Raw genomic sequence first — 17,020 nt, 5'->3', positions numbered from 1 at the left:
CCTTCTCCCGAGGGGAGAAGGAACGGCGCTAGCCCCTCTCCCGCCGGCAGAGGGGTTGGGGTGAGGGTCCGGGCGCGCAGCGCCATCGACGCCACCACCCCCGGCTTTTGCTAATCCCCAATCCCCAATCCCGAATCCCGAATCCCGAATCCCCAATCCCCAATCCCGAATCCCAGCCTCAAGCCCATCCCGAAATCCCAAATCCCGACTCCCGGCCCCTCACGCCCTTGCCCCACCATTAACACCTCGTTAACGTGACCTCCCCCGCCCGCTCTGGAGAGCCACGTGTCGCTACCGGTCTCGCGCCGTTCCTTCCTGTCCCTGGCCACCTCCGGTCTGGCGCTCGGCGCCGTCGGCCTGGCCCCCGTTGCCGAGGCGGCGCGACGCAAGGCAGCCGCCGCCACAGCCGCGACACCCGGCGTTGCGCTGGCCGCCGGCACGGTCTACCTCAACTTCAACGAATGCCCGCTGGGCCCCTCACCCGCGGCGCTGGCGGCTGCACAGGCAATCCTGCCGCGCAGCGGGCGCTATCTGTTCGAGTTGTCGGACGAACTGATCGCCGCCTTCGTCGGCCAACAGCGCCTGCCGGCCGATCACGTCGCCGTGTATCCGGGCTCCAGCGAACCGCTGGCGCGCGCCGCGCGCGCCTTCACCTCGCCGCGCGCTGGCGTGGTGGTGGCCGACCCGACCTTCGAGGCGGTCGCCGATGTGGCCGCCGCGCACGGCGCGCCGGTGCGGCGGGTGCCGCTGCGCGCCGACGGCGCGCACGACGTCAAGGCCATGGCCAGCGTCGATCCGAATGCCGGCCTGATCTACCTGTGCAATCCGAACAACCCGACCGGGTCGATCACCAAGCGCGCCGACATCGAATGGCTGCTGGCCAACAAGCCCGCCTCCAGCGTACTGCTGGTCGACGAAGCCTACCTGCACTACAGCGAGGAGCCGTCGGTCATCGACCTGATCGGCCAGCGCCAGGACCTGCTGGTGCTGCGCACCTTCTCCAAGCTGTACGGCATGGCCGGGCTGCGCCTGGGCCTGGCGGTGGCGCCGCCGGGGCTGCAGACCAAGCTGGCCGCGTTCGGCCAGAACCCGGTGTCGGTGCCTGCGCTGGCCGCCGGCATCGCCAGCCTGCAGGACCTGCAACTGGTGCCGACCCGCCGCGCCGAGAACGCGCGCATTCGCGATGCCACCATCGCCTGGCTGCAGAGCAAGGGCTACAAGTGCCTGCCGTCGCAGGCCAACTGCTTCATGGTCGACGTCAAGCGCGACGGCGCCGCCTTCGCCGCGGCGATGGCCAAGCAAGGCGTGATCGTCGGCCGCAGCTGGCCGATCTGGCCGAAGCTGGTCCGCGTCACCGTCGGCACCGAGGCGGAGATGCTGCGGTTTCGGGAGGCGTTTGGGAAGGCGCGCAAATAGCGCGCCTGGGAATTGGGAATGGAGAATGGGGAATCGTAAAGGCGGTTTGTCGTGCGGCTGAGGCGTGGCTGGTGTTGCCCTTGCCTTCCCATTGCGAGTTCGCGATCCGCTAGCCCCGGCGCCAACACGCGATTGGCGCTGTGTCGGGATTCGGGATTTCCCTAACAGGCGGGATTCGGGAAGGGGATTGGGAGTTCGCAAGAGCCAAAGCCAGGGCTTTGGCATCGGCGGCGGTCGCACCCTCATCCGCCCCCTTCGGGGGCACCTTCTCCCGGCGGAAGAAGGGACAAGCGCGCATGGCAATCAGCACCAGGGAAATCGCTTTTACGATTCCCCATTCCCGTTTCCCTATTCCCGGCACAAAGCTACCAGCGCGGCGCCTTCGTCAACGGCGGCGCCTGGTGCTGGCGGTCGTAGGCGCGCAGGTCGTCGCGGATGTGGGCGATGCGCTGGCGGCCCAGGGCGTTGCGGCTGTCGTCCAGGACCACGCCGTCGAGCAGTTCGCCCATGCGCTGCACGGTCGGCAGCATCTTCTCCCAGGCGTCGAGCGCGGTCATCGGCGCCGGCAGGGTCAGGAAGAAGGCGATCGCCGGGGTCTCCATCTCGCGGATGTGCGCCATGTCGAAGCTGCCCGGCTTCATGATGCTGGCCATGCTGAAGATCGGGCCGCGCTCGGGATGCCCCTCGACCAGGCGGTGGAACACGTTCATATGGCCGAAGGTCAGGCCGGTCTTCTCCGCGGCCACCACGATGTCCTCGCCGCGCAGCACCTGCCCGGCGCGGGCGGCGACGTACAGCGAGACGATCTTGTCGAAATCCTGGCTCGGGCGCTTGCCGAGTTCGGCGCCCGGCGCCTCCGCGGCGGGCAGGCCCAGTTCGGGCTGGCGCGCGTCGCCGTCGGCGCCATCGGCGGCCAGCGCGTCATCGCCGACCGCCGGGGCGGCGTCGCCCAGGGAAGGTTCGCGGCGCGGCGCGGCCGGATCGGCCGGCTCCACGCGCCGGCCCTGGCTCGGTTTCTTGGGGCGGCCGAACAGGAAGATCGCCGCAATCAACAGCAAGCCGGCGGCGAGGATGCCGATGCGTAGCATTGCCATGTCGGACATTCAGGGGTTACTCCGGCAAGGGTGCACAGGGGGAAAATAGCGGCCTGGTGCGCGCGAGGTCCGCCAGCACGGGAACCAGGCCTCGACGCGCATCACGCCCTTTAGCATGTCACGTCAGGCCGCGCCCGCCAAACGCGCGGCTTCCTCGAGGTCCACGCTGACCAGGCGGCTGACGCCCGGTTCGCGCATGGTGACGCCGCTGAGCTGGTGCGCCGCCTCCATGGTCGCCTTGTTGTGGCTGACGAACAGGAACTGCACCTTCTCGCTCATTTCCTTGACCATCGCCGCCAGGCGGCCGACGTTGGCCTCGTCCAGCGGCGCGTCGACCTCGTCGAGCAGACAGAACGGCGCCGGGTTGAGCTGGAAGATCGCGAACACCAGCGCCACCGCGGTCATCGCCTTCTCGCCGCCGGACAGCAGCGAGATGCTGGACACGCGCTTGCCGGGCGGCCGCGCCATGATTGCCACGCCGGTGTCCAGCAGGTCCTCGCCGGTCAGTTCCAGGTAGGCGTGGCCGCCGCCGAACAGGCGCGGGTACAGCGCCTGCACGCCGGAGTTGACCCGGTCGAAGGTGTCCTTGAAGCGGCCGCGGGTCTCGCGGTCGATCTTGCGGATGGCGTCTTCCAGGGTTTCCAGCGCGGTGTTCAGGTCGACGTCCTGCGCTTCCAGGTACTCGGCGCGCTGCGCGGCCTCGCCGTACTCGCTGATCGCCGCCAGGTTGACCGGCTCCAGCCGGCGCATGCGTCCATCGATCTGCTGCACCGCCTGCTCCCACTCGGCCGGGTCGGCGTGTTCGGGCAGGCCGTTGATCACGTCCTCGAGCACGAAGCCGACCTTGACCACCGCCGCCGACAGTTGCTCGGCGCTGAGCACCAGCGCCTGCTGGTCGAGCCGGCGCTGGGCGATGCGTTCGCGCTGCGCCAGCGCCTGTTCGTCGCGCTGCTGGCGGGTCTGCTCCAGCGCGCGCAGTTCGTTGTCGATGCCGTCCAGCAGCGCACGCGCCTCGCCGAGCGCGCGATCGGTACGCACGCGCTCGCTGAGCGCGGCCTGGTGCTCGGCCTCCAGCGCCAGCACCGGCGAATCGCCCTCGTTCAACTGCGCGCTGAGTTCGCCCAGGCGCGCGTCCAGTTGCCCGCGCTGGTTACCCATGCGCTCCAGCGCCTGGCTCAGCGAGGCGATCTGGGTGCGCTGCGACTCCAGGGTGAGGGCCAGCGCATGCGAGGCCTCGCGCACCCGCCGCGCGGCGTCGCGGGCCAGGTCGCGCGCCTCGGTGAGCTGGCGGCGCTCGCTTTCCAGTGCATGCCGCACCGACTCCAGGTCGCCCATGCTGGTGACCGCGTCTTCCAGCTTGGAACGCGCCTCGCGCGCCTGCTCGCGGCTGCTGTCGAGGGTTTCCAGCAGTTGCGCGACCTCCAGCTCGATGCGCTCGATGCGGGTGCGCGCGGCGTCGACCTTGCCCTGCTGGCTCTGCAACTGGCCGGCCAGTTCGGAGGCGCTGCGGTGCGCCTGGTACAACTGGCGCTGCGCGTCCTCGCGCTGCTGCTCGCCGGCCAGCAACTGCGCGCGCATCTCGCCGAGGCGGTGTTCGAGATCGGCCTCGCGGTCCTGCAGCGTCTCGATCTGGCCGCGCAGGCTCTGGATCTCGCGCTCGCGCAGCAGCGCACCCTGCTTGGCCGCGCCGGAGCGCGACACGCGCAGCCAGCCCTGGCCCAGGCGCGCGCCGTCGCGGGTGACGATGGAGTCGCCCTCGCCCAGCTGCGGCAGCAGTGCCCGCGCCGCGCTCAAATCCTCGGCCGCATGCAGCCGCGCCAACAGCCGGCGGATCGCGATCGGCCCCTGCACCTTGGCCGCGAGCGAAGTCGGCGCGAAGGTCTCGGCCGCCTCGGCGCCGCTGACCAGGGCGATGCGGCCCTCGCCGAGTTCGCCCAGCGCGTCGACCAGTTGTTCCGGCGCCTCCACCAGCACACCTTCGATCAACTGCCCGAGCGCGCCTTCGACCGCGTTCTCCCAGCCGCTCTCGACGTTGAGCCGTTCGCCGACGCGCGCTGCCGAATCCAGCCCGCGCGCCTGCAGCCAGGCCACCGCCGCGCCCTGCTCCTGGCCGAGCGCGGCCTGCTGCAGGGTTTCCAGCGACGACAGCCGCCCGCGCGCGGCCTGCGCCTGCTTGCGCACGTCGGCCAGTTCGGCCTGTGCGGTGCGCTGCTGGTCCTGCAGCGCCGCCACCGCCTGCTTGCGTGCCTCGACCTGCTCGTTCAGGCCGTCCAGCGCGGCGCGCTGGGTCTCGTGCTGCAGTTCCAGTTGCGCGAACGCCTCGGCCAGCGCGTCCAGGTCCAGCCCGGCGCGCTCGGCCAGCAGCGCCTCGCGGCGGCGCTCGGCCTCCAGCGACTGCCGGTCCAGGTAATCGACGCGGGTGCGCTCCACTTCGCCGGCGCGCGAGGCTTCGGCGGTGTTGCGCTGATGCGATTCCCAGCGCTGCTGCCAGTCGGCCAGGCGCGCCTCGGCCTCGCGCAGCGCTTCCTGCTTGTATTCGTTGTCTTCCTGCAACTGCTCCAGCTGCGGGCCGGCCACGTCCACCGATTCGCGCAGCAACGCCAGCTTGGCCTCGTCGGTGCCGATGTGCTGGCCGAGTTCGGCCAGCGCCGTTTGCGTCTCGTCGCGCGCCTTGTGCAGGCGCTGCGACAGGTCGCGCTGGTGCTGGATCTGCTGCTCGATCCGGGCCAGGGTGCTGCCGACCTTGTAGACCTCGGCCTGCGCGGTGCTCAGCGCCTCGGCAGCCTCCTCGCGACGCACGCGGCCGGTCTCGATGCGCGCTTCGGCATCGCGCTGTTCGGCGATCAGCTGCTGCAGCCGGGTCTCTTCCTGGCCCAGCGCCTCGCGCAGGCCCTGCAGGCGTCCGTCCAGGCCGCGGTACTCCAGCGCCTTCCACTGCGCATCCTTGATCCGCCGTTCTTCCTGCAGCGCCTGGTACTGCTCGGCCTGGCGCGCCTGGCGCTTGAGGTGCTCGAGCTGCTTGCCGATCTCCTCGCGCAAATCGCCCAGGCGCTCCAGGTTCTCGCGGGTGTGGCGGATGCGGGTCTCGGTCTCCTTGCGCCGCTCCTTGTACTTGGAGATGCCGGCGGCCTCCTCCAGGTACACGCGCAGGTCCTCCGGACGCGCCTCGATGATCTGGCTGATCATGCCCTGCTCGATGATCGAGTAGCTGCGCGGACCCAGGCCGGTGCCCAGGAACAGATCGGTGATGTCGCGGCGCCGGCACTTGGTGCCGTTGAGGTAGTAGCTGCTGCTGCCGTCGCGGCTGACCTGGCGCTTGACCGAGATCTCGTTGAACGCGGCGTACTCGCCGGCGATGGTGTGGTCGGTGTTGTCGAAGATCAGCTCCACCGTGGCCTGCGACACCGGCTTGCGCGCCGAGGAACCGGAGAAGATCACGTCCGTCAGCGAATCGCCGCGCAGCCGGCTGGCCGAGCTTTCGCCCATCACCCAGCGCACCGCGTCGATGATGTTCGACTTGCCGCAGCCGTTCGGACCGACGATGCCGGTCATGTTGGTCGGCAGGTGCAGCGTGGTCGGATCGACGAAGGACTTGAAGCCGGACAGCTTGATGGTCGACAGGCGCATGGGGCGGGCAATCCATGGCAGACGCCGCCGGCATTCCGAGCTGCGCTGCCGCTAATGAAGATCCAGGTGAGGTCCTGCTTCCAACCCATTGATGCGGCTACACCGCCGGGCCGACATCGGACACGAGTCGCTGAGTATAGCGGCCCCTGTGCGGCGCCGGGCGGCGGCGATGCGACGGCGATCGCACACGCGGGCGACCGGCCAGGGCAGCACGACACACCGAGGTGGCGCAGGTCCGCAAAAACGACACGGGCACCTTGCGGTGCCCGTGTCGGTACAGCGATGACGCAGGAATCAGGCGTCGGCTTCGACCACGACCTTGACCGTGGTTTCCACGTCGGCGTGCAGGCGCACCAGCACCTCGTACTCGCCGATGTTGCGGAACGCGCCTTCGCCCAGCACCACTTCGCCCTTCTCCAGCGGCAGGCCGGCGGCGGTGAAGGCCTCGGCGATGTCGCGCGGGCCGACCGAGCCGTACAGCTTGCCTTCGGTGGACGCGTTGGCCTTGACGGTCACGCTGGCGCCTTCCAGCTTGGCGGCGCGGGCTTCGGCGTCGTCGTGGATCGACTTGGCCTTGGCTTCGTACTCGGCGCGCTTGGCTTCGAACTCGGCGATGTTGGCGGCGGTGGCCGGCACGGCCTTGCCCTGCGGCACCAGGTAGTTGCGGCCATAGCCCGGCTTGACGTCGACCTTGTCGCCGAGGCCGCCCAGGTTGGTCACTTTCTGCAGAAGAATCAGTTGCATGGTCTTGCTCCGTTATTCGTTAGCGTCGGCACGCGGCCGCCGCAACGGGTGCTGTCCGAATAGGAGAAGCCGGGATTGGGGATTCGGGAATCGGGATTTGCGCCCCGATCGACACCGCACTCTTCGATCGCCAGACTTCGGTTGAATGCCCGCACCGGGAGGTGCGGGCCGTGTTGCGTTCCGGGAACCCCGGAATCAAACGTCGTGGTTGTCCGTGTACGGGATCAGCGCCAGGAAACGCGCGCGCTTGACCGCCGTGGCCAGCTGACGCTGGTACTTGGACTTGGTGCCGGTCACGCGGCTCGGCACGATCTTGCCGTTCTCGGTGAGGTACTGGCGCAGGGTGTTGAGATCCTTGTAGTCGATCTCCTTGACGCCCTCGGCGGTGAACTTGCAGAACTTGCGACGACGGAAGAACTTGGACATGAGCGTGCTCCTTAGGCGGCTTCGGCGGCGTCGCCGTCGGTTTCGGTGGCGGCGGCGGGCGCATCGCCCTCTTCGTCGTCGCGACGACGGCGCTCACCGCGCTCGGGCTTGTCGGCCTTCTCGTCCTTGCTCTTCATGATCAGCGACTGCTCGGTGTCGGCGCCGTCGCGCTTGATCACCAGGTGGCGCAGCACCGCGTCGTTGAAGCGGAAGCTCTCGACCAGCTCGCTCAGCACGGCCTGGTCCACTTCGATGTTCAGCATGACGTAGTGGGCCTTCACCAGGTTCTGGATCGGGTACGCCAGCTGGCGGCGGCCCCAGTCTTCCAGACGGTGGATGGTGCCCTTGCCGTTCTCGACCAGCGACTTGTAGCGCTCGATCATGGCCGGGACCTGCTCGCTCTGGTCCGGGTGGACCAGGAACACGATTTCGTAATGACGACTCATGGTGTGTACCTTTCGGATGTGGCCTTGCGGCCGGACAGCCCCCCGCGGTGGTGATGGCGGTGGGGCAAGGACTCCTGCCGGGAAGGCAGGAAGCCGCACATTATGACCGAGATGCCCGGCAACCGACAAGCCGGCCGTCCCCGGCGCCGGACAGGGACGCCGCGACAGCGCAAGAAGTCAATTGAATCAATGACTTGGATCAATCCATGTCGACGTGCAGGCGATGCTGGCCGCACTGCAGGCAACGGAACAGGCAGCCGAGCAGCGTGCCGTCGCGCGACAGCCGGGCCAGCAGCCACTCCGCATCGCGCGGAGTGACCTCGACGATGTCGGGCATGACTCACCCAGGATCGGCGCGAGGTCTTCGCGCACGGCGTCGCTCAGGAAGGCGCACGGCGTGTCGCAGTGGGTCAGCCAGACCGGCTGCTGCCAGGCCGAATAGCCCGGGGTGCGCGTGCGGATTTCCTGCAGCAGTGCGGCATCGATGGCCGGCGGCGGGTCGTCCGGATCGGGCGAGACGCCCCTCCATCTCCGCGTCATCGTTGAACTCGCCCTCGAAGCGGGCCGCGGCGCGGCCCTCGGCGGTGCACCAGGGGCACAGGAGAGGAACTGAGGTCGTTGCGTGCGAACACCGATGCCGCCCTGACCTGCGCGCCCTCCGAAGGGAGGCCGCCTGGCCAGCGCGGCGACCGACGCTCAGGGCGCGTCGGCGTGCGCGGCGTCGGTGGTGAAGCTCTCGCCGCAGCCGCATTCGGCGGTGGCGTTGGGATTGCGGAACACGAAGGTCTCGCCCAGGCCCTGCTTGGCGAAGTCGATCTCGGTGCCGTCGACCAGCGGCAGGCTGGTCGCATCGACGTAGATGCGCACGCCGTCCTGCTCGAACACCGCATCGTCCGCACGCGCCTCGCGCGCCAGGTCGGTGACGTGGCCCCAGCCGGAGCAACCGGTGCGCTCGACGCCGAAGCGCAATCCCAGCGCGCCGGGCGTCTGCGCGACGAAGCGCTGCACGCGGGCGTGGGCGACGGGGGTGAGACGGATGGCCATGACGAACGACTCCGGCGACTGCGAGCGGACATTATAGGAAGGACCGCGGCCGATCGCCGCATGCCTCGCAAGCGCTGCGCTTCAGCCAGTACACTTGCCCCTTCCATATCGAGTCGCTGCGGCGAGGATTCAAGTCATGACGGTGGTGAGCGTTGCACATGCGCTGGCCGGGAAGATCCCGGAAGGCGGCGAAGTCACGGTGCGGGGATGGGTGCGCACGCTGCGCGGATCTGCCGGACTGGCTTTCATCAACGTGACCGACGGCTCCTGCTTCGCCCCGATCCAGGTGGTGGCGACCGACGCGCTGCCCAATTTCGACGAGGTCAAGCGGCTCACCGGCAGCTGCTCGCTGATCGCCAAGGGCGTGCTGGTGAAGTCGCAGGGCAAGGGCCAGTCGTACGAGATCCAGGCCAGCGCGGTCGAGGTGGTGGGCTGGGTCGAGGACCCGCTGACCTACCCGATCCAGCCCAAGCCGATGTCGCCGGAGTTCCTGCGCGAGGTCGCGCACCTGCGTCCGCGCACCAACCTGTTCGGCGCGGTGACGCGCATCCGCAACTGCCTGGCGCAGGCGGTGCACCGCTATTTCCACCACAACGGCTACAACTGGATCAGCACGCCGATCATCACCACCTCCGATGCCGAAGGCGCCGGGCAGATGTTCCGCGTCTCCACCCTGGACATGGCCAACCTGCCGCGCGACGCGCAGGGCCAGGTCGACTTCGGCCGCGACTTCTTCGGCAAGGAAACCTTCCTGACCGTGTCCGGCCAGCTCAACGTCGAGGCCTACTGCCTGGCGCTGAGCAAGGTCTACACCTTCGGCCCGACCTTCCGCGCCGAGAACAGCCACACCACCCGCCACCTGGCCGAGTTCTGGATGATCGAGCCGGAGATCGCCTTCGCCGACCTGGCCGAGGACGCGCGGGTGGCCGAGGACTTCCTCAAGTACCTGTTCCGCGCGGTGCTGGACGAGCGCGCCGACGACCTGGCGTTCATCGCCGAGCGCGTCGACAAGACCGCGATCAGCAAGCTGGAGACCTTCATCAACTCGCCGTTCGAGCGCATCGAGTACGGCGACGCGATCACGTTGCTGCAGAAGTCCGGGCAGAAGTTCGAGTTCCCGGTGGAATGGGGCCTGGACCTGCAGACCGAGCACGAGCGCTGGCTGACCGAGCAGCACGTCGGCCGCCCGGTGGTGGTGACCAACTACCCCGAGCACATCAAGGCCTTCTACATGCGCCTGAACGACGACGGCAAGACCGTCGCGGCGATGGACGTGCTGGCGCCGGGCATCGGCGAGATCATCGGCGGCAGCCAGCGCGAGGAGCGCCTGGACGTGCTCGACGCGCGCATGCTGCAGTTCGGCCTGGACCCGCAGCACTACGGCTGGTACCGCGATTTCCGCCGCTACGGCACGGTGCCGCACGCCGGCTTCGGCCTGGGCTTCGAGCGCCTGGTGGTGTACGTGTGCGGGCTGAGCAACATCCGCGACGCCATCCCCTACCCGCGCGCGCCGGGCAGCGCCGAGTTCTGAGGCGGCACGGGGAGAGCGCGCCATGATCCTGTTCTTCGCGCTGTGCTTCGTCGGCGTGGCGATCGCCGGGGCCAGCGCGTTCCTGATCTTCTGGCCGCTGACCCTGGTGCACATCCGCGACCGCCATCCGCCGCTGGTGGCGGCGTTCGGGCCGGGTGCCTTCCTCAAGCCGGTCGCGCTGGGCTGGCTGCTGGCGCGGCGCTACCGGCCGCTCGGCGACCGCGGGCTCTCCGGGCTGGCGACGCCGGCGTGGCTGTCGCTGATGACCATCTTCTTCGGCCTGGGCATGGCCGCCCTGCTCTGGCTGCTTTCCCTGGTGATTCCATGACGTCAGATTCCCCCGCACACGATCAGTGGTACCTGGCCAGCCTCGGCCGCCTGCTGGTGTGGGCGCGCCTGCGCGTGCGCGCCGCCGGCACCGCCGAGGTGCTGGACAGCGACGGCAACACCCTCAGCTACGACAGCGAGGACACCGCCCGCGCGGCGCTGTTCGATGCCGAATTCGTCGCCTTCGATGGCCTGGACGAGGACGATGCGCGTGCGCGCGGCTTTTCGTTGGGCGAGGTGTCGCCGCCGCAGGCCGACGACGATGCCGGCCTGCGCGGGCGCATGACCCAGACCCTGGGCGCGCGCGCCTGATCCGGCGATGCACGTCCCGCCCGCCTTCGCCGAAAGCGACCTGGGCGCGCTCGATGCGCTGATCGCGGACCACCCGTTCGCCACCCTGGTCACCGTCGCCGACGGCCTGCCCTGCGCCACGCCGTTGCCGGTGCTGTACCGGCGCGACGGTACGCGCATCCTGGTCGAAGGCCATTGGTCGCGCGCCAATCCGCAGGCGCGGCACGCCGGGCCGGCCTTGCTGATCGTGCACGGCCCGCACGCCTACGTCTCGCCAGGCTGGTACCCGGACAAGGAGGCGATGGCGCGGGTGCCGACCTGGAACTACGCCACGGCGCACCTGCATGGACAGTTGCACGTCAGCGACGACGACGCCGTGCTGGCCGATGTGGTGGCGCGGCTGAGCGAACGCCACGAGCGCGCGCTAGGCAGCGACTGGCGCTACGAGCCGGACAACGACGCGCACCGACGCCAGTTGCGGGGCATCGTCGGTTTCCGCCTGGAGGTCGAACGGGTCGACCTGAAGTTCAAGCTCAGCCAGAACCATCCGCCGGCAAACCAGGCCGCGGTGCGCGAAGCGCTGACGGCCCAGGCCGACGCCGGGGCGCAGGCGGTCGCGGCGCTGATGCGCGCGCGGCGCCCGGACTGACCCACGCCGCCACGCAGCGCGGCTGACGGGAACTGGCACGGTCGCCGGCGACGCCGCGGTGACATGCGCCGCCTCACCCGCAGCGGCTGGCCGGTCCCTGGCGGTCGTGCTCGGCACGACGCGCGCTGGCCCTGCCCCCTTCCAGCGGCGACAGGCCTTCGCGGATCGCATAGCGCGTCAGTTGCGCGATGCTCTGCATGCCCAGCTTGAGCATGATGTGCTCGCGGTGGGTGCCGATGGTCTTGACGCTGATGTGCAGGCGCGCGGCGATCTCCTTGGTCGACAGCCCCTCGGACAGCAACTGCACGATCTCGCGTTCGCGCGAGGTCAGCAGCGTGTAGGCGGAGACCGCGTCGCCGGGCGGACAGCGGTACTCGCTGACCAGCGACTGCGACAGCTGCGGACTGATGTACAGCTGGTCGTTGCCGACCTGCTGGATCGCACGCAGCAATTCGTGGAAGGTGCTGTTGCGCGCCAGGTAGCCCTTGGCGCCGGCATCGATGACCGCGCGTACGTTGGCCGCGGCATCGGAGGCGGCGATGCAGATCGCCTTGCTGCGCGGGCTGCGCTGCAGCAGCCGGCGGGTGGCCTCGATGCCGTTGAGGCCCGGCAGCATCACGTCCATCAGCACGACGTCCGGCTGCCGTCGGGTCACCAGTTGCACGCACTCCAATCCGTCGACCGCGTGGCCGACCACCTCGATGTCCGACGTGTTGTTCAGCAGGGCGACCATGCCCTCCAGCACGATGCTGCGTTCGGCGGCAATCACGATACGTGTGTTCATTCTCTACCTGTGTTCGCAATGGATCTCCAACGCGCGACCGCGCGGTAACCCGCGTCCCATGCAGTGCGACGCGCCCCTTTCTTCAACCGATGCGACAGCGCTGAACCCGCGCTTGCGTTGCGCCCCCAGCTTGTCACGCTGCGCGATGGCGGCCATCGGGTTCAGGCTGATATGGGCGAGGAGGACGGCTGAAATTGTGCGAATTACCGCATTCGTCCAGTTTCGTAGACAGAATTTCGTGCTAGTGCGCTTGAGCTGTGATGCGGACCGAAGTCCTGCGCCGCGATCGATGCTGAAGACGCGTGCGCTGCGGACGCCACGCGAGGGCCATCCGGGCACGTCCAACGCCCGACGTGGCCCAGCGACACGGGCCTTGTGGCGCGGCGCGCGTACTGCTCTGCGGGATCCGCCGCGATGGGGCTTCCGGCCACGCCGTTCGCAGCCACACGCCGCTGCTGCGCGCGGGTCCGGTTCGCGGGGAGAGGCGCGCTTCAGTCGGACGACGCGGACGGCGGCGGCAGCCGTGCGGCTTCCACCTGCAGCATCGCGCGGGCGAAGTCGGCGAGACGTTGCTGGATCGCCGCCGCCGGCGTGCCCGCCTCGATCGACTGTTGCAACGCCATCAGCTGCGCGGCCAGCTCGCCCTGCCAGCGCATGCGCTCGGTATCGTTGCTGGCGCGCTGCACCTCGAGCGAGGCCTGCGCCTGCGCCGAGGTGTCGCCGCGCACCAGCGTTTCCATGGCATCGACCAGGCGTTGCAGCAAGCGGTACACCGCGGTGGCGGAAAAGCCGCCCAGCATCGCCAGGGTCGGCTTGCCGAAGCTGCGCATGCTGCCGGTCTCGAACAGGTCCGGCGGCAGCACTTCGACCAGGATCAGGCCGGCGATCAGGCCCAGGATCATGCGTGCGCCGTAGGAGGCGTCGTACTTGGGGTCGTAGCTGGCGTCGGCCACGTAGCGGTGCACCTGGAACAGCGAGGAGAACGAGGCGCCCAGGCCGGCGCAGAACAGCAGGAACAGCGCGTTCCACAGCAGCACGCTGCCGGACGAATCCAGGAATCCCAGGCGCACGTTGTCCGCGCTGACCTTGCTGGACAACGCCGTCGCCACCACCAGGAACAGGAACAGCAGGGAGGTGGCGGTGAGCGCGCGCACCAGCGGCAGCGGACCGAGCAGGGTCGCCCAGTGCGGGCGGCGGCGCTCGGCATCGAGCAGGAACACCGCCTGCGGCGTCGCCGGGCGGATCAGTTGCGCCAGCCGGCGGTGGGTCACCGCCAGTTCGTGTGCGCGCACCTCGATGTCGCTGTCGCCGGCCGCTCCCTCCGATGCAGCGACGCTCACCAGCACCGCCAGGCGCGCGATCAGCTCCGGCGGCACCGCCAAACCGTGCTCCAGCGCATAGCGGGCCATCGCTTCGCACTCGGCGAGCAATTGCGGCAGGATGCCCGACGGCGGCAGCCGCGGCACGCCACTGTGGGCCGCGGCCAGCCGGCGCCGCAACGCGCCGGCCAGCGTCTTGATCCAGACGTTCATTGCTCCACTCCTGGACGGGAACGACGGCCGGCGCGCATGCGCCACGGATTACCGGCTGGCGGACACGCGCTGCAGCGTCACGCGTTGCGGGTCCTTCCCGGCCTTGCCCGCGATCTGGAGACTGACGCGCCCGTCCGGCGTTGCACGCAGGACCAGTCGGCCGTCGCTCAGATTCGCGCATTGCCCCGTGTCGTTCATGTCCAGCGAATACACCGCCGCATCCGCGCGCATGCCGACGTAGCGCGCCTGCACCTTGCAGCTCCAGGGCGTGCCGTAGCGCAGTTCCACCGTGGGACTGCCTGGCGCCTGCGGGATGGACGAGACCGTCACATCCAGGCTCGGCTTTTCGAGGATCTTTCCGACGGAGTCCTGCCCCTGCCATGTGCCGGTCAGCGGACTGGGCCGGCCAGGATCGGTGTGCAGTACCACCAGCAGGGCCTTGCCGTCGACGAACAGCCGCAGGTCGTCGCCACTGCGCTGCACGCGCAGCGGCTTGCCCATCAACTTGTCGCAGTAGGCTCCGCCGTTGATCGAGTCCAGGACGAAGCCGCCAGCCCGCTGCGGCTTGACCAGCACGTTGCAGTTCAGCGGCGAGCCGAAGGCGAGCCTCGGCGTGTCGTTGCCCTGAATCAGGCGCAGCGCGACCAGATTCTCCGCACCAGGCGGTTGTGCCTCCAGCGTCAGGGTGCCGCTCCACTGGCCAGCCGGCAGCGCCTCGGCGGCGGCCGCCGCGTCCGGCTTGGCCGCAGTGGCCGCCTGCGGCGCGGCGCCGGCAGCGGATGGCAAGGCCAGGCACAGCGCCAGCCAAAGCGGAAAATGTGCAACACCACGCGAACGGTTACGCATGCGACTCTCCTGTGGAAATACGAAAGGGAAACGAACGGTGCGGTCAGTGCAGGCCGAGCCAGACCAGCGCCACCACGGCCGCCGCCAGCAACAGCGCCGCAAGCAGCCACAGCGCCCGGCGGCGACGCCGGCGCAAGCGCTGGGTGCGGGCGAGCGAGCGCAGGTCGATGTGCAGCTCTCGGCACCACAGGTCAGTGTCGTGCCGCGACAGCAGGAAGCCGTGTCTACGCATGTGCCGTCTCCTGGTCAGGGTCGTGCGGGGTGGCCGGTCCGGCCAGGTGCCACAGCTTCAGTTGCTGTCCGTCGAACAGCACCTCGCCGACCGGGGTATGGGTGCCGCGGAACAGGATCTGCAGGCGGTGGCCGGGCCGGCGCGGCCGGCGCGGCGACACCTGCAGCAGCAGGCGCGGCGCCTCGTCCGGCATCTCCACCACCTCCAGTTCCACATCGAAGGACAGGGCCAGTTCGCCGATCTGCGGCAGTTGCCACGCACGCAGTTCCCACAACGGAATCTGCAACGCCGGCGGCTCGGCCTCCTCCGTCACCACCTGCACGGCCTGCGCGGCGCCGAAGCACGCGCGCAGTGCCCGCTCGTGGCGCGCCCGGCAGCGCCGCTGCGCATCCAGCAGGGCCGCCGACAGTCCCTGCAGCAGCAGGTCGAAGTCGCAACGCAGCCTGGCCATCAGTCGTCCTTCAGCCAGCCGGGCTTGCGCGGGAAGCCCACGTGGTAGCACAGCCACTGCATCACCACCTGGTGCTCGCCGATCTGCAGCACGGCGAAATTCTTCTCGGTGCCGATGATCGCGCCCTTGGGCGAATCGCTCAGACACCGGTTGAGCAGGGCCCGCGCCGCTTCGATCTGCTCGGGCGTTTGCATCTGCGTCGGGTTGTCGCTACCGACCACGACCCGCTTGACGAACTTGACTTCAGTGAGGTCGAACATGGTTGACGAGTCCCCCGACGAGATGGTTCAACGGATCGCTAGCGGATTACGGGGTGACCGCAACCGGCTTGCCGACCTTGCGCGGGGCGACCGCGGTCTGCAGGATGTCCAGCACCCGCGCCAGGCCTTCCGGCGGCCCCTTGTCCGCGGCATGCACCGAGACGTGGTACTTGGCCGAGTTGTCCGAGCTGCGCGTGTTCTCCTTGCTCGTGGCCACCGAGCCCTGGATGTGCACCTTGGCCTTGAACAGGCCGAAGCCGTATTCCACGTCCGCCGACATCGACGCCGAGGCATCGGTCTTTTCCTTCGAGGAGAAGGACGACTTCACTTCCATGTCGAAGGTGACGTCCACGGTCTGGATGCTCAGGCTGGGCACGTTGACGATGGCCAGCAGCGGCACTTCCAGCTCGACCTCCTCCTCGGCGATGCCGCCGGCCTTGTCCGGGTCGTCGACCGGCCGCTTGAAGCGGAAGCTGGCGGTGCGGGTCGCGCCGGTGCCCTGCGGATCCTTGGGATCGGTCGGCGGCAGGAAGCCGATGACGCGGATGAAATCGGCGGTGGCGCGGGCCAGCTTGACCTGCGCGTCGCAGGCCGCATCGAGCGGTCCGCCGATCAGGTCGCCCATGGGCAGACCCTTGAATTGACTTGACATGTTGACGAGTTCGTCAGCCATTGCAGTGACTCCTTAGTTGGTGGGATTGGTTACATCGTCCGTGCCCGCGACGTCCGGCTTGTCGGCCATGACCGTCTTGAACACGCCCTGCGTCTGCGCCAGATGGTTGAGCAATCTGGCCGCTCCGTCAGTCGGTTCGGTGCCTTCCACGCGCAACACGACGTGGACGGCACTCTGGCGCTGGCTCCGCGCGCTGGCGCTGGTATCCACGCGCACGCTGGAACGGGTGGCGGTGCGCTTGGCCTGCCAGGCCGCCTGCGAGCCGGGCGGTTCCGGCGCGAAGAAGCCGTCGGCGGACTGCAGCCCGCCGAGGTCGCCGAGCTGCGCATCGAAGCTGATCTCCACGTCCTTGATCCGCAGCACGTTGGTCGAGACCAGCGGCAGCAGCGGCGCGCGGTAGTAGTCCTCGTCGCCTTCGGCCGCCTGCGGATGCTGCGACGGCAGGCGGATGATCACGCTCTTGGGCCGGTGGAACTCGTCGAAGTAGTCGCCGAGGTTGGCCATCTGGTGCTGCTCGATGCGGTCCTGCGCCTCGATCACCGCGCCGGCCAGCGCTTCGATCAGGTCGTTCAATGCGGTCGGTCCAGCCATGGTCGCTCCGGGAAAAGGAAGGCCACCGTCGGCGACGGCGGCGGATCGGCGGCGCG

General features: G+C 69.2%; 20 protein-coding genes and 2 pseudogenes. 5 read left to right on the top strand and 17 right to left on the bottom strand.

The window, feature by feature from the left end; genetic code table 11:
- Nucleotides 1-285 precede the first annotated feature (285 nt).
- Nucleotides 286-1,416 carry a pyridoxal phosphate-dependent aminotransferase gene (locus PG878_RS09525; RefSeq protein ID WP_209031321.1) on the top strand — a complete coding sequence of 377 codons (1,131 nt, stop codon included), beginning with the start codon at nt 286-288 and terminating at the stop codon, nt 1,414-1,416.
- A gap of 365 nt (nt 1,417-1,781) precedes the next feature.
- On the opposite strand, the gene zipA is transcribed toward PG878_RS09525, so the two are convergent.
- The 9 genes and pseudogenes from zipA to PG878_RS09480 form a co-directional block, all read right to left on the bottom strand.
- Complete coding sequence (gene zipA / locus PG878_RS09520) at nt 1,782-2,519, bottom strand: cell division protein ZipA (protein WP_209031320.1); 738 nt, start codon at nt 2,517-2,519, stop codon at nt 1,782-1,784.
- A gap of 114 nt (nt 2,520-2,633) precedes the next feature.
- Nucleotides 2,634-6,137 carry a chromosome segregation protein SMC gene (gene smc, locus PG878_RS09515; protein ID WP_209031319.1) on the bottom strand — a complete coding sequence of 1,168 codons (3,504 nt, stop codon included), beginning with the start codon at nt 6,135-6,137 and terminating at the stop codon, nt 2,634-2,636.
- 294 nt (nt 6,138-6,431) lie between these two features.
- A complete protein-coding gene (gene rplI, locus PG878_RS09510) occupies nt 6,432-6,881 on the bottom strand; it encodes a 50S ribosomal protein L9 (RefSeq protein ID WP_048492024.1) in 450 nt (149 codons plus the stop codon).
- A 195-nt stretch (nt 6,882-7,076) separates the two neighbouring features.
- Nucleotides 7,077-7,307, bottom strand: coding sequence for a 30S ribosomal protein S18 (gene rpsR, locus PG878_RS09505; RefSeq protein WP_002804494.1), 231 nt, complete (start codon nt 7,305-7,307; stop codon nt 7,077-7,079).
- Nucleotides 7,308-7,318: 11 nt separating this feature from the next.
- Nucleotides 7,319-7,753, bottom strand: a complete 435-nt coding sequence (gene rpsF / locus PG878_RS09500; protein WP_010342529.1) for a 30S ribosomal protein S6 — start codon at nt 7,751-7,753, stop codon at nt 7,319-7,321.
- Between the two features lie 199 nt (nt 7,754-7,952).
- Nucleotides 7,953-8,090, bottom strand: a complete 138-nt coding sequence (locus PG878_RS09495; protein WP_280515125.1) for a CbrC family protein — start codon at nt 8,088-8,090, stop codon at nt 7,953-7,955.
- Between the two features lie 77 nt (nt 8,091-8,167).
- Nucleotides 8,168-8,293 (bottom strand): annotated as a pseudogene (locus PG878_RS09490) (CbrC family protein); the annotation flags it as partial.
- 52 nt (nt 8,294-8,345) lie between these two features.
- Nucleotides 8,346-8,504 (bottom strand): annotated as a pseudogene (locus PG878_RS09485) (hypothetical protein); the annotation flags it as partial.
- The gene (locus PG878_RS09480; protein ID WP_209031318.1) at nt 8,450-8,797 is read right to left on the bottom strand and encodes a HesB/IscA family protein; all 348 of its coding nucleotides are present in this window, start codon (nt 8,795-8,797) and stop codon (nt 8,450-8,452) included. The pseudogene PG878_RS09485 and the gene PG878_RS09480, both read right to left, overlap by 55 nt.
- Before the next feature lie 136 nt (nt 8,798-8,933).
- Between PG878_RS09480 and asnS the strand changes: the two genes are divergently transcribed.
- The 4 genes from asnS to PG878_RS09460 are packed head-to-tail and all read left to right on the top strand — an operon-like array spanning nt 8,934 to nt 11,595.
- Nucleotides 8,934-10,328 (top strand): asparagine--tRNA ligase, encoded by a 1,395-nt coding sequence (gene asnS, locus PG878_RS09475; RefSeq protein ID WP_209031317.1) that lies wholly within the window; start codon nt 8,934-8,936, stop codon nt 10,326-10,328.
- 22 nt (nt 10,329-10,350) lie between these two features.
- Nucleotides 10,351-10,656, top strand: coding sequence for a hypothetical protein (locus tag PG878_RS09470; protein ID WP_017907180.1), 306 nt, complete (start codon nt 10,351-10,353; stop codon nt 10,654-10,656).
- Nucleotides 10,653-10,967, top strand: coding sequence for a hypothetical protein (locus PG878_RS09465; RefSeq protein ID WP_010342525.1), 315 nt, complete (start codon nt 10,653-10,655; stop codon nt 10,965-10,967). Before PG878_RS09470 ends, PG878_RS09465 begins: the two co-directional genes overlap by 4 nt.
- A gap of 7 nt (nt 10,968-10,974) precedes the next feature.
- The gene (locus PG878_RS09460; protein WP_209031316.1) at nt 10,975-11,595 is read left to right on the top strand and encodes an FMN-binding negative transcriptional regulator; all 621 of its coding nucleotides are present in this window, start codon (nt 10,975-10,977) and stop codon (nt 11,593-11,595) included.
- A gap of 73 nt (nt 11,596-11,668) precedes the next feature.
- Here PG878_RS09460 and PG878_RS09455 read toward each other — a convergent pair whose 3' ends face one another.
- From PG878_RS09455 to PG878_RS09420, 8 genes are all read right to left on the bottom strand, one after another.
- Nucleotides 11,669-12,379, bottom strand: a complete 711-nt coding sequence (locus PG878_RS09455) for a response regulator (RefSeq protein ID WP_209031315.1) — start codon at nt 12,377-12,379, stop codon at nt 11,669-11,671.
- A 491-nt stretch (nt 12,380-12,870) separates the two neighbouring features.
- Nucleotides 12,871-13,788, bottom strand: coding sequence for a hypothetical protein (locus tag PG878_RS09450; RefSeq protein WP_425611780.1), 918 nt, complete (start codon nt 13,786-13,788; stop codon nt 12,871-12,873).
- A 171-nt stretch (nt 13,789-13,959) separates the two neighbouring features.
- On the bottom strand, nt 13,960-14,757 hold the full coding sequence (locus PG878_RS09445) for a hypothetical protein (RefSeq protein ID WP_209031313.1): 798 nt from the start codon (nt 14,755-14,757) through the stop codon (nt 13,960-13,962).
- Between the two features lie 43 nt (nt 14,758-14,800).
- Nucleotides 14,801-14,989 (bottom strand): hypothetical protein, encoded by a 189-nt coding sequence (locus PG878_RS09440; RefSeq protein ID WP_209031312.1) that lies wholly within the window; start codon nt 14,987-14,989, stop codon nt 14,801-14,803.
- The gene (locus PG878_RS09435; RefSeq protein ID WP_209031311.1) at nt 14,982-15,440 is read right to left on the bottom strand and encodes a hypothetical protein; all 459 of its coding nucleotides are present in this window, start codon (nt 15,438-15,440) and stop codon (nt 14,982-14,984) included. The genes PG878_RS09440 and PG878_RS09435 overlap by 8 nt, the downstream gene beginning before the upstream one ends.
- Complete coding sequence (locus PG878_RS09430; RefSeq protein WP_019800580.1) at nt 15,440-15,700, bottom strand: hypothetical protein; 261 nt, start codon at nt 15,698-15,700, stop codon at nt 15,440-15,442. Before PG878_RS09430 ends, PG878_RS09435 begins: the two co-directional genes overlap by 1 nt.
- A gap of 46 nt (nt 15,701-15,746) precedes the next feature.
- A complete protein-coding gene (locus PG878_RS09425; protein ID WP_209031310.1) occupies nt 15,747-16,373 on the bottom strand; it encodes a DUF2589 domain-containing protein in 627 nt (208 codons plus the stop codon).
- A gap of 12 nt (nt 16,374-16,385) precedes the next feature.
- Entirely contained in the window at nt 16,386-16,964 is a 579-nt protein-coding gene (locus PG878_RS09420) for a DUF2589 domain-containing protein (RefSeq protein ID WP_209031309.1), read from the bottom strand.
- Nucleotides 16,965-17,020: the final 56 nt, after the last annotated feature.

Origin of the sequence: Xanthomonas hawaiiensis (assembly GCF_031834635.1) — a bacterium.
Classification (GTDB): Bacteria; Pseudomonadota; Gammaproteobacteria; order Xanthomonadales; family Xanthomonadaceae; genus Xanthomonas_A; species Xanthomonas_A sacchari.
The sequence above is the reverse complement of the archived record's forward strand: the minus strand, read 5'-3'. Positions and strand labels throughout refer to the sequence as shown.

Bases quoted from the DNA above. Each gene is read 5' to 3' on its own strand.
- PG878_RS09455 (WP_209031315.1), bottom strand. From the start codon at position 12,379: ATGAACACACGTATCGTGATTGCCGCCGAACGCAGCATCGTGCTGGAG.
- PG878_RS09460 (WP_209031316.1), top strand. From the start codon at position 10,975: ATGCACGTCCCGCCCGCCTTCGCCGAAAGCGACCTGGGCGCGCTCGAT.
- PG878_RS09430 (WP_019800580.1), bottom strand. From the start codon at position 15,700: ATGTTCGACCTCACTGAAGTCAAGTTCGTCAAGCGGGTCGTGGTCGGT.
- rpsF (WP_010342529.1), bottom strand. From the start codon at position 7,753: ATGAGTCGTCATTACGAAATCGTGTTCCTGGTCCACCCGGACCAGAGC.
- rplI (WP_048492024.1), bottom strand. From the start codon at position 6,881: ATGCAACTGATTCTTCTGCAGAAAGTGACCAACCTGGGCGGCCTCGGC.
- PG878_RS09445 (WP_209031313.1), bottom strand. From the start codon at position 14,757: ATGCGTAACCGTTCGCGTGGTGTTGCACATTTTCCGCTTTGGCTGGCG.
- rpsR (WP_002804494.1), bottom strand. From the start codon at position 7,307: ATGTCCAAGTTCTTCCGTCGTCGCAAGTTCTGCAAGTTCACCGCCGAG.
- PG878_RS09480 (WP_209031318.1), bottom strand. From the start codon at position 8,797: ATGGCCATCCGTCTCACCCCCGTCGCCCACGCCCGCGTGCAGCGCTTC.
- PG878_RS09420 (WP_209031309.1), bottom strand. From the start codon at position 16,964: ATGGCTGGACCGACCGCATTGAACGACCTGATCGAAGCGCTGGCCGGC.
- PG878_RS09465 (WP_010342525.1), top strand. From the start codon at position 10,653: ATGACGTCAGATTCCCCCGCACACGATCAGTGGTACCTGGCCAGCCTC.
- PG878_RS09425 (WP_209031310.1), bottom strand. From the start codon at position 16,373: ATGGCTGACGAACTCGTCAACATGTCAAGTCAATTCAAGGGTCTGCCC.
- zipA (WP_209031320.1), bottom strand. From the start codon at position 2,519: ATGTCCGACATGGCAATGCTACGCATCGGCATCCTCGCCGCCGGCTTG.
- PG878_RS09470 (WP_017907180.1), top strand. From the start codon at position 10,351: ATGATCCTGTTCTTCGCGCTGTGCTTCGTCGGCGTGGCGATCGCCGGG.
- smc (WP_209031319.1), bottom strand. From the start codon at position 6,137: ATGCGCCTGTCGACCATCAAGCTGTCCGGCTTCAAGTCCTTCGTCGAT.
- PG878_RS09435 (WP_209031311.1), bottom strand. From the start codon at position 15,440: ATGGCCAGGCTGCGTTGCGACTTCGACCTGCTGCTGCAGGGACTGTCG.
- PG878_RS09450 (WP_425611780.1), bottom strand. From the start codon at position 13,788: ATGGCCCGCTATGCGCTGGAGCACGGTTTGGCGGTGCCGCCGGAGCTG.
- PG878_RS09440 (WP_209031312.1), bottom strand. From the start codon at position 14,989: ATGCGTAGACACGGCTTCCTGCTGTCGCGGCACGACACTGACCTGTGG.
- PG878_RS09495 (WP_280515125.1), bottom strand. From the start codon at position 8,090: ATGCCCGACATCGTCGAGGTCACTCCGCGCGATGCGGAGTGGCTGCTG.
- asnS (WP_209031317.1), top strand. From the start codon at position 8,934: ATGACGGTGGTGAGCGTTGCACATGCGCTGGCCGGGAAGATCCCGGAA.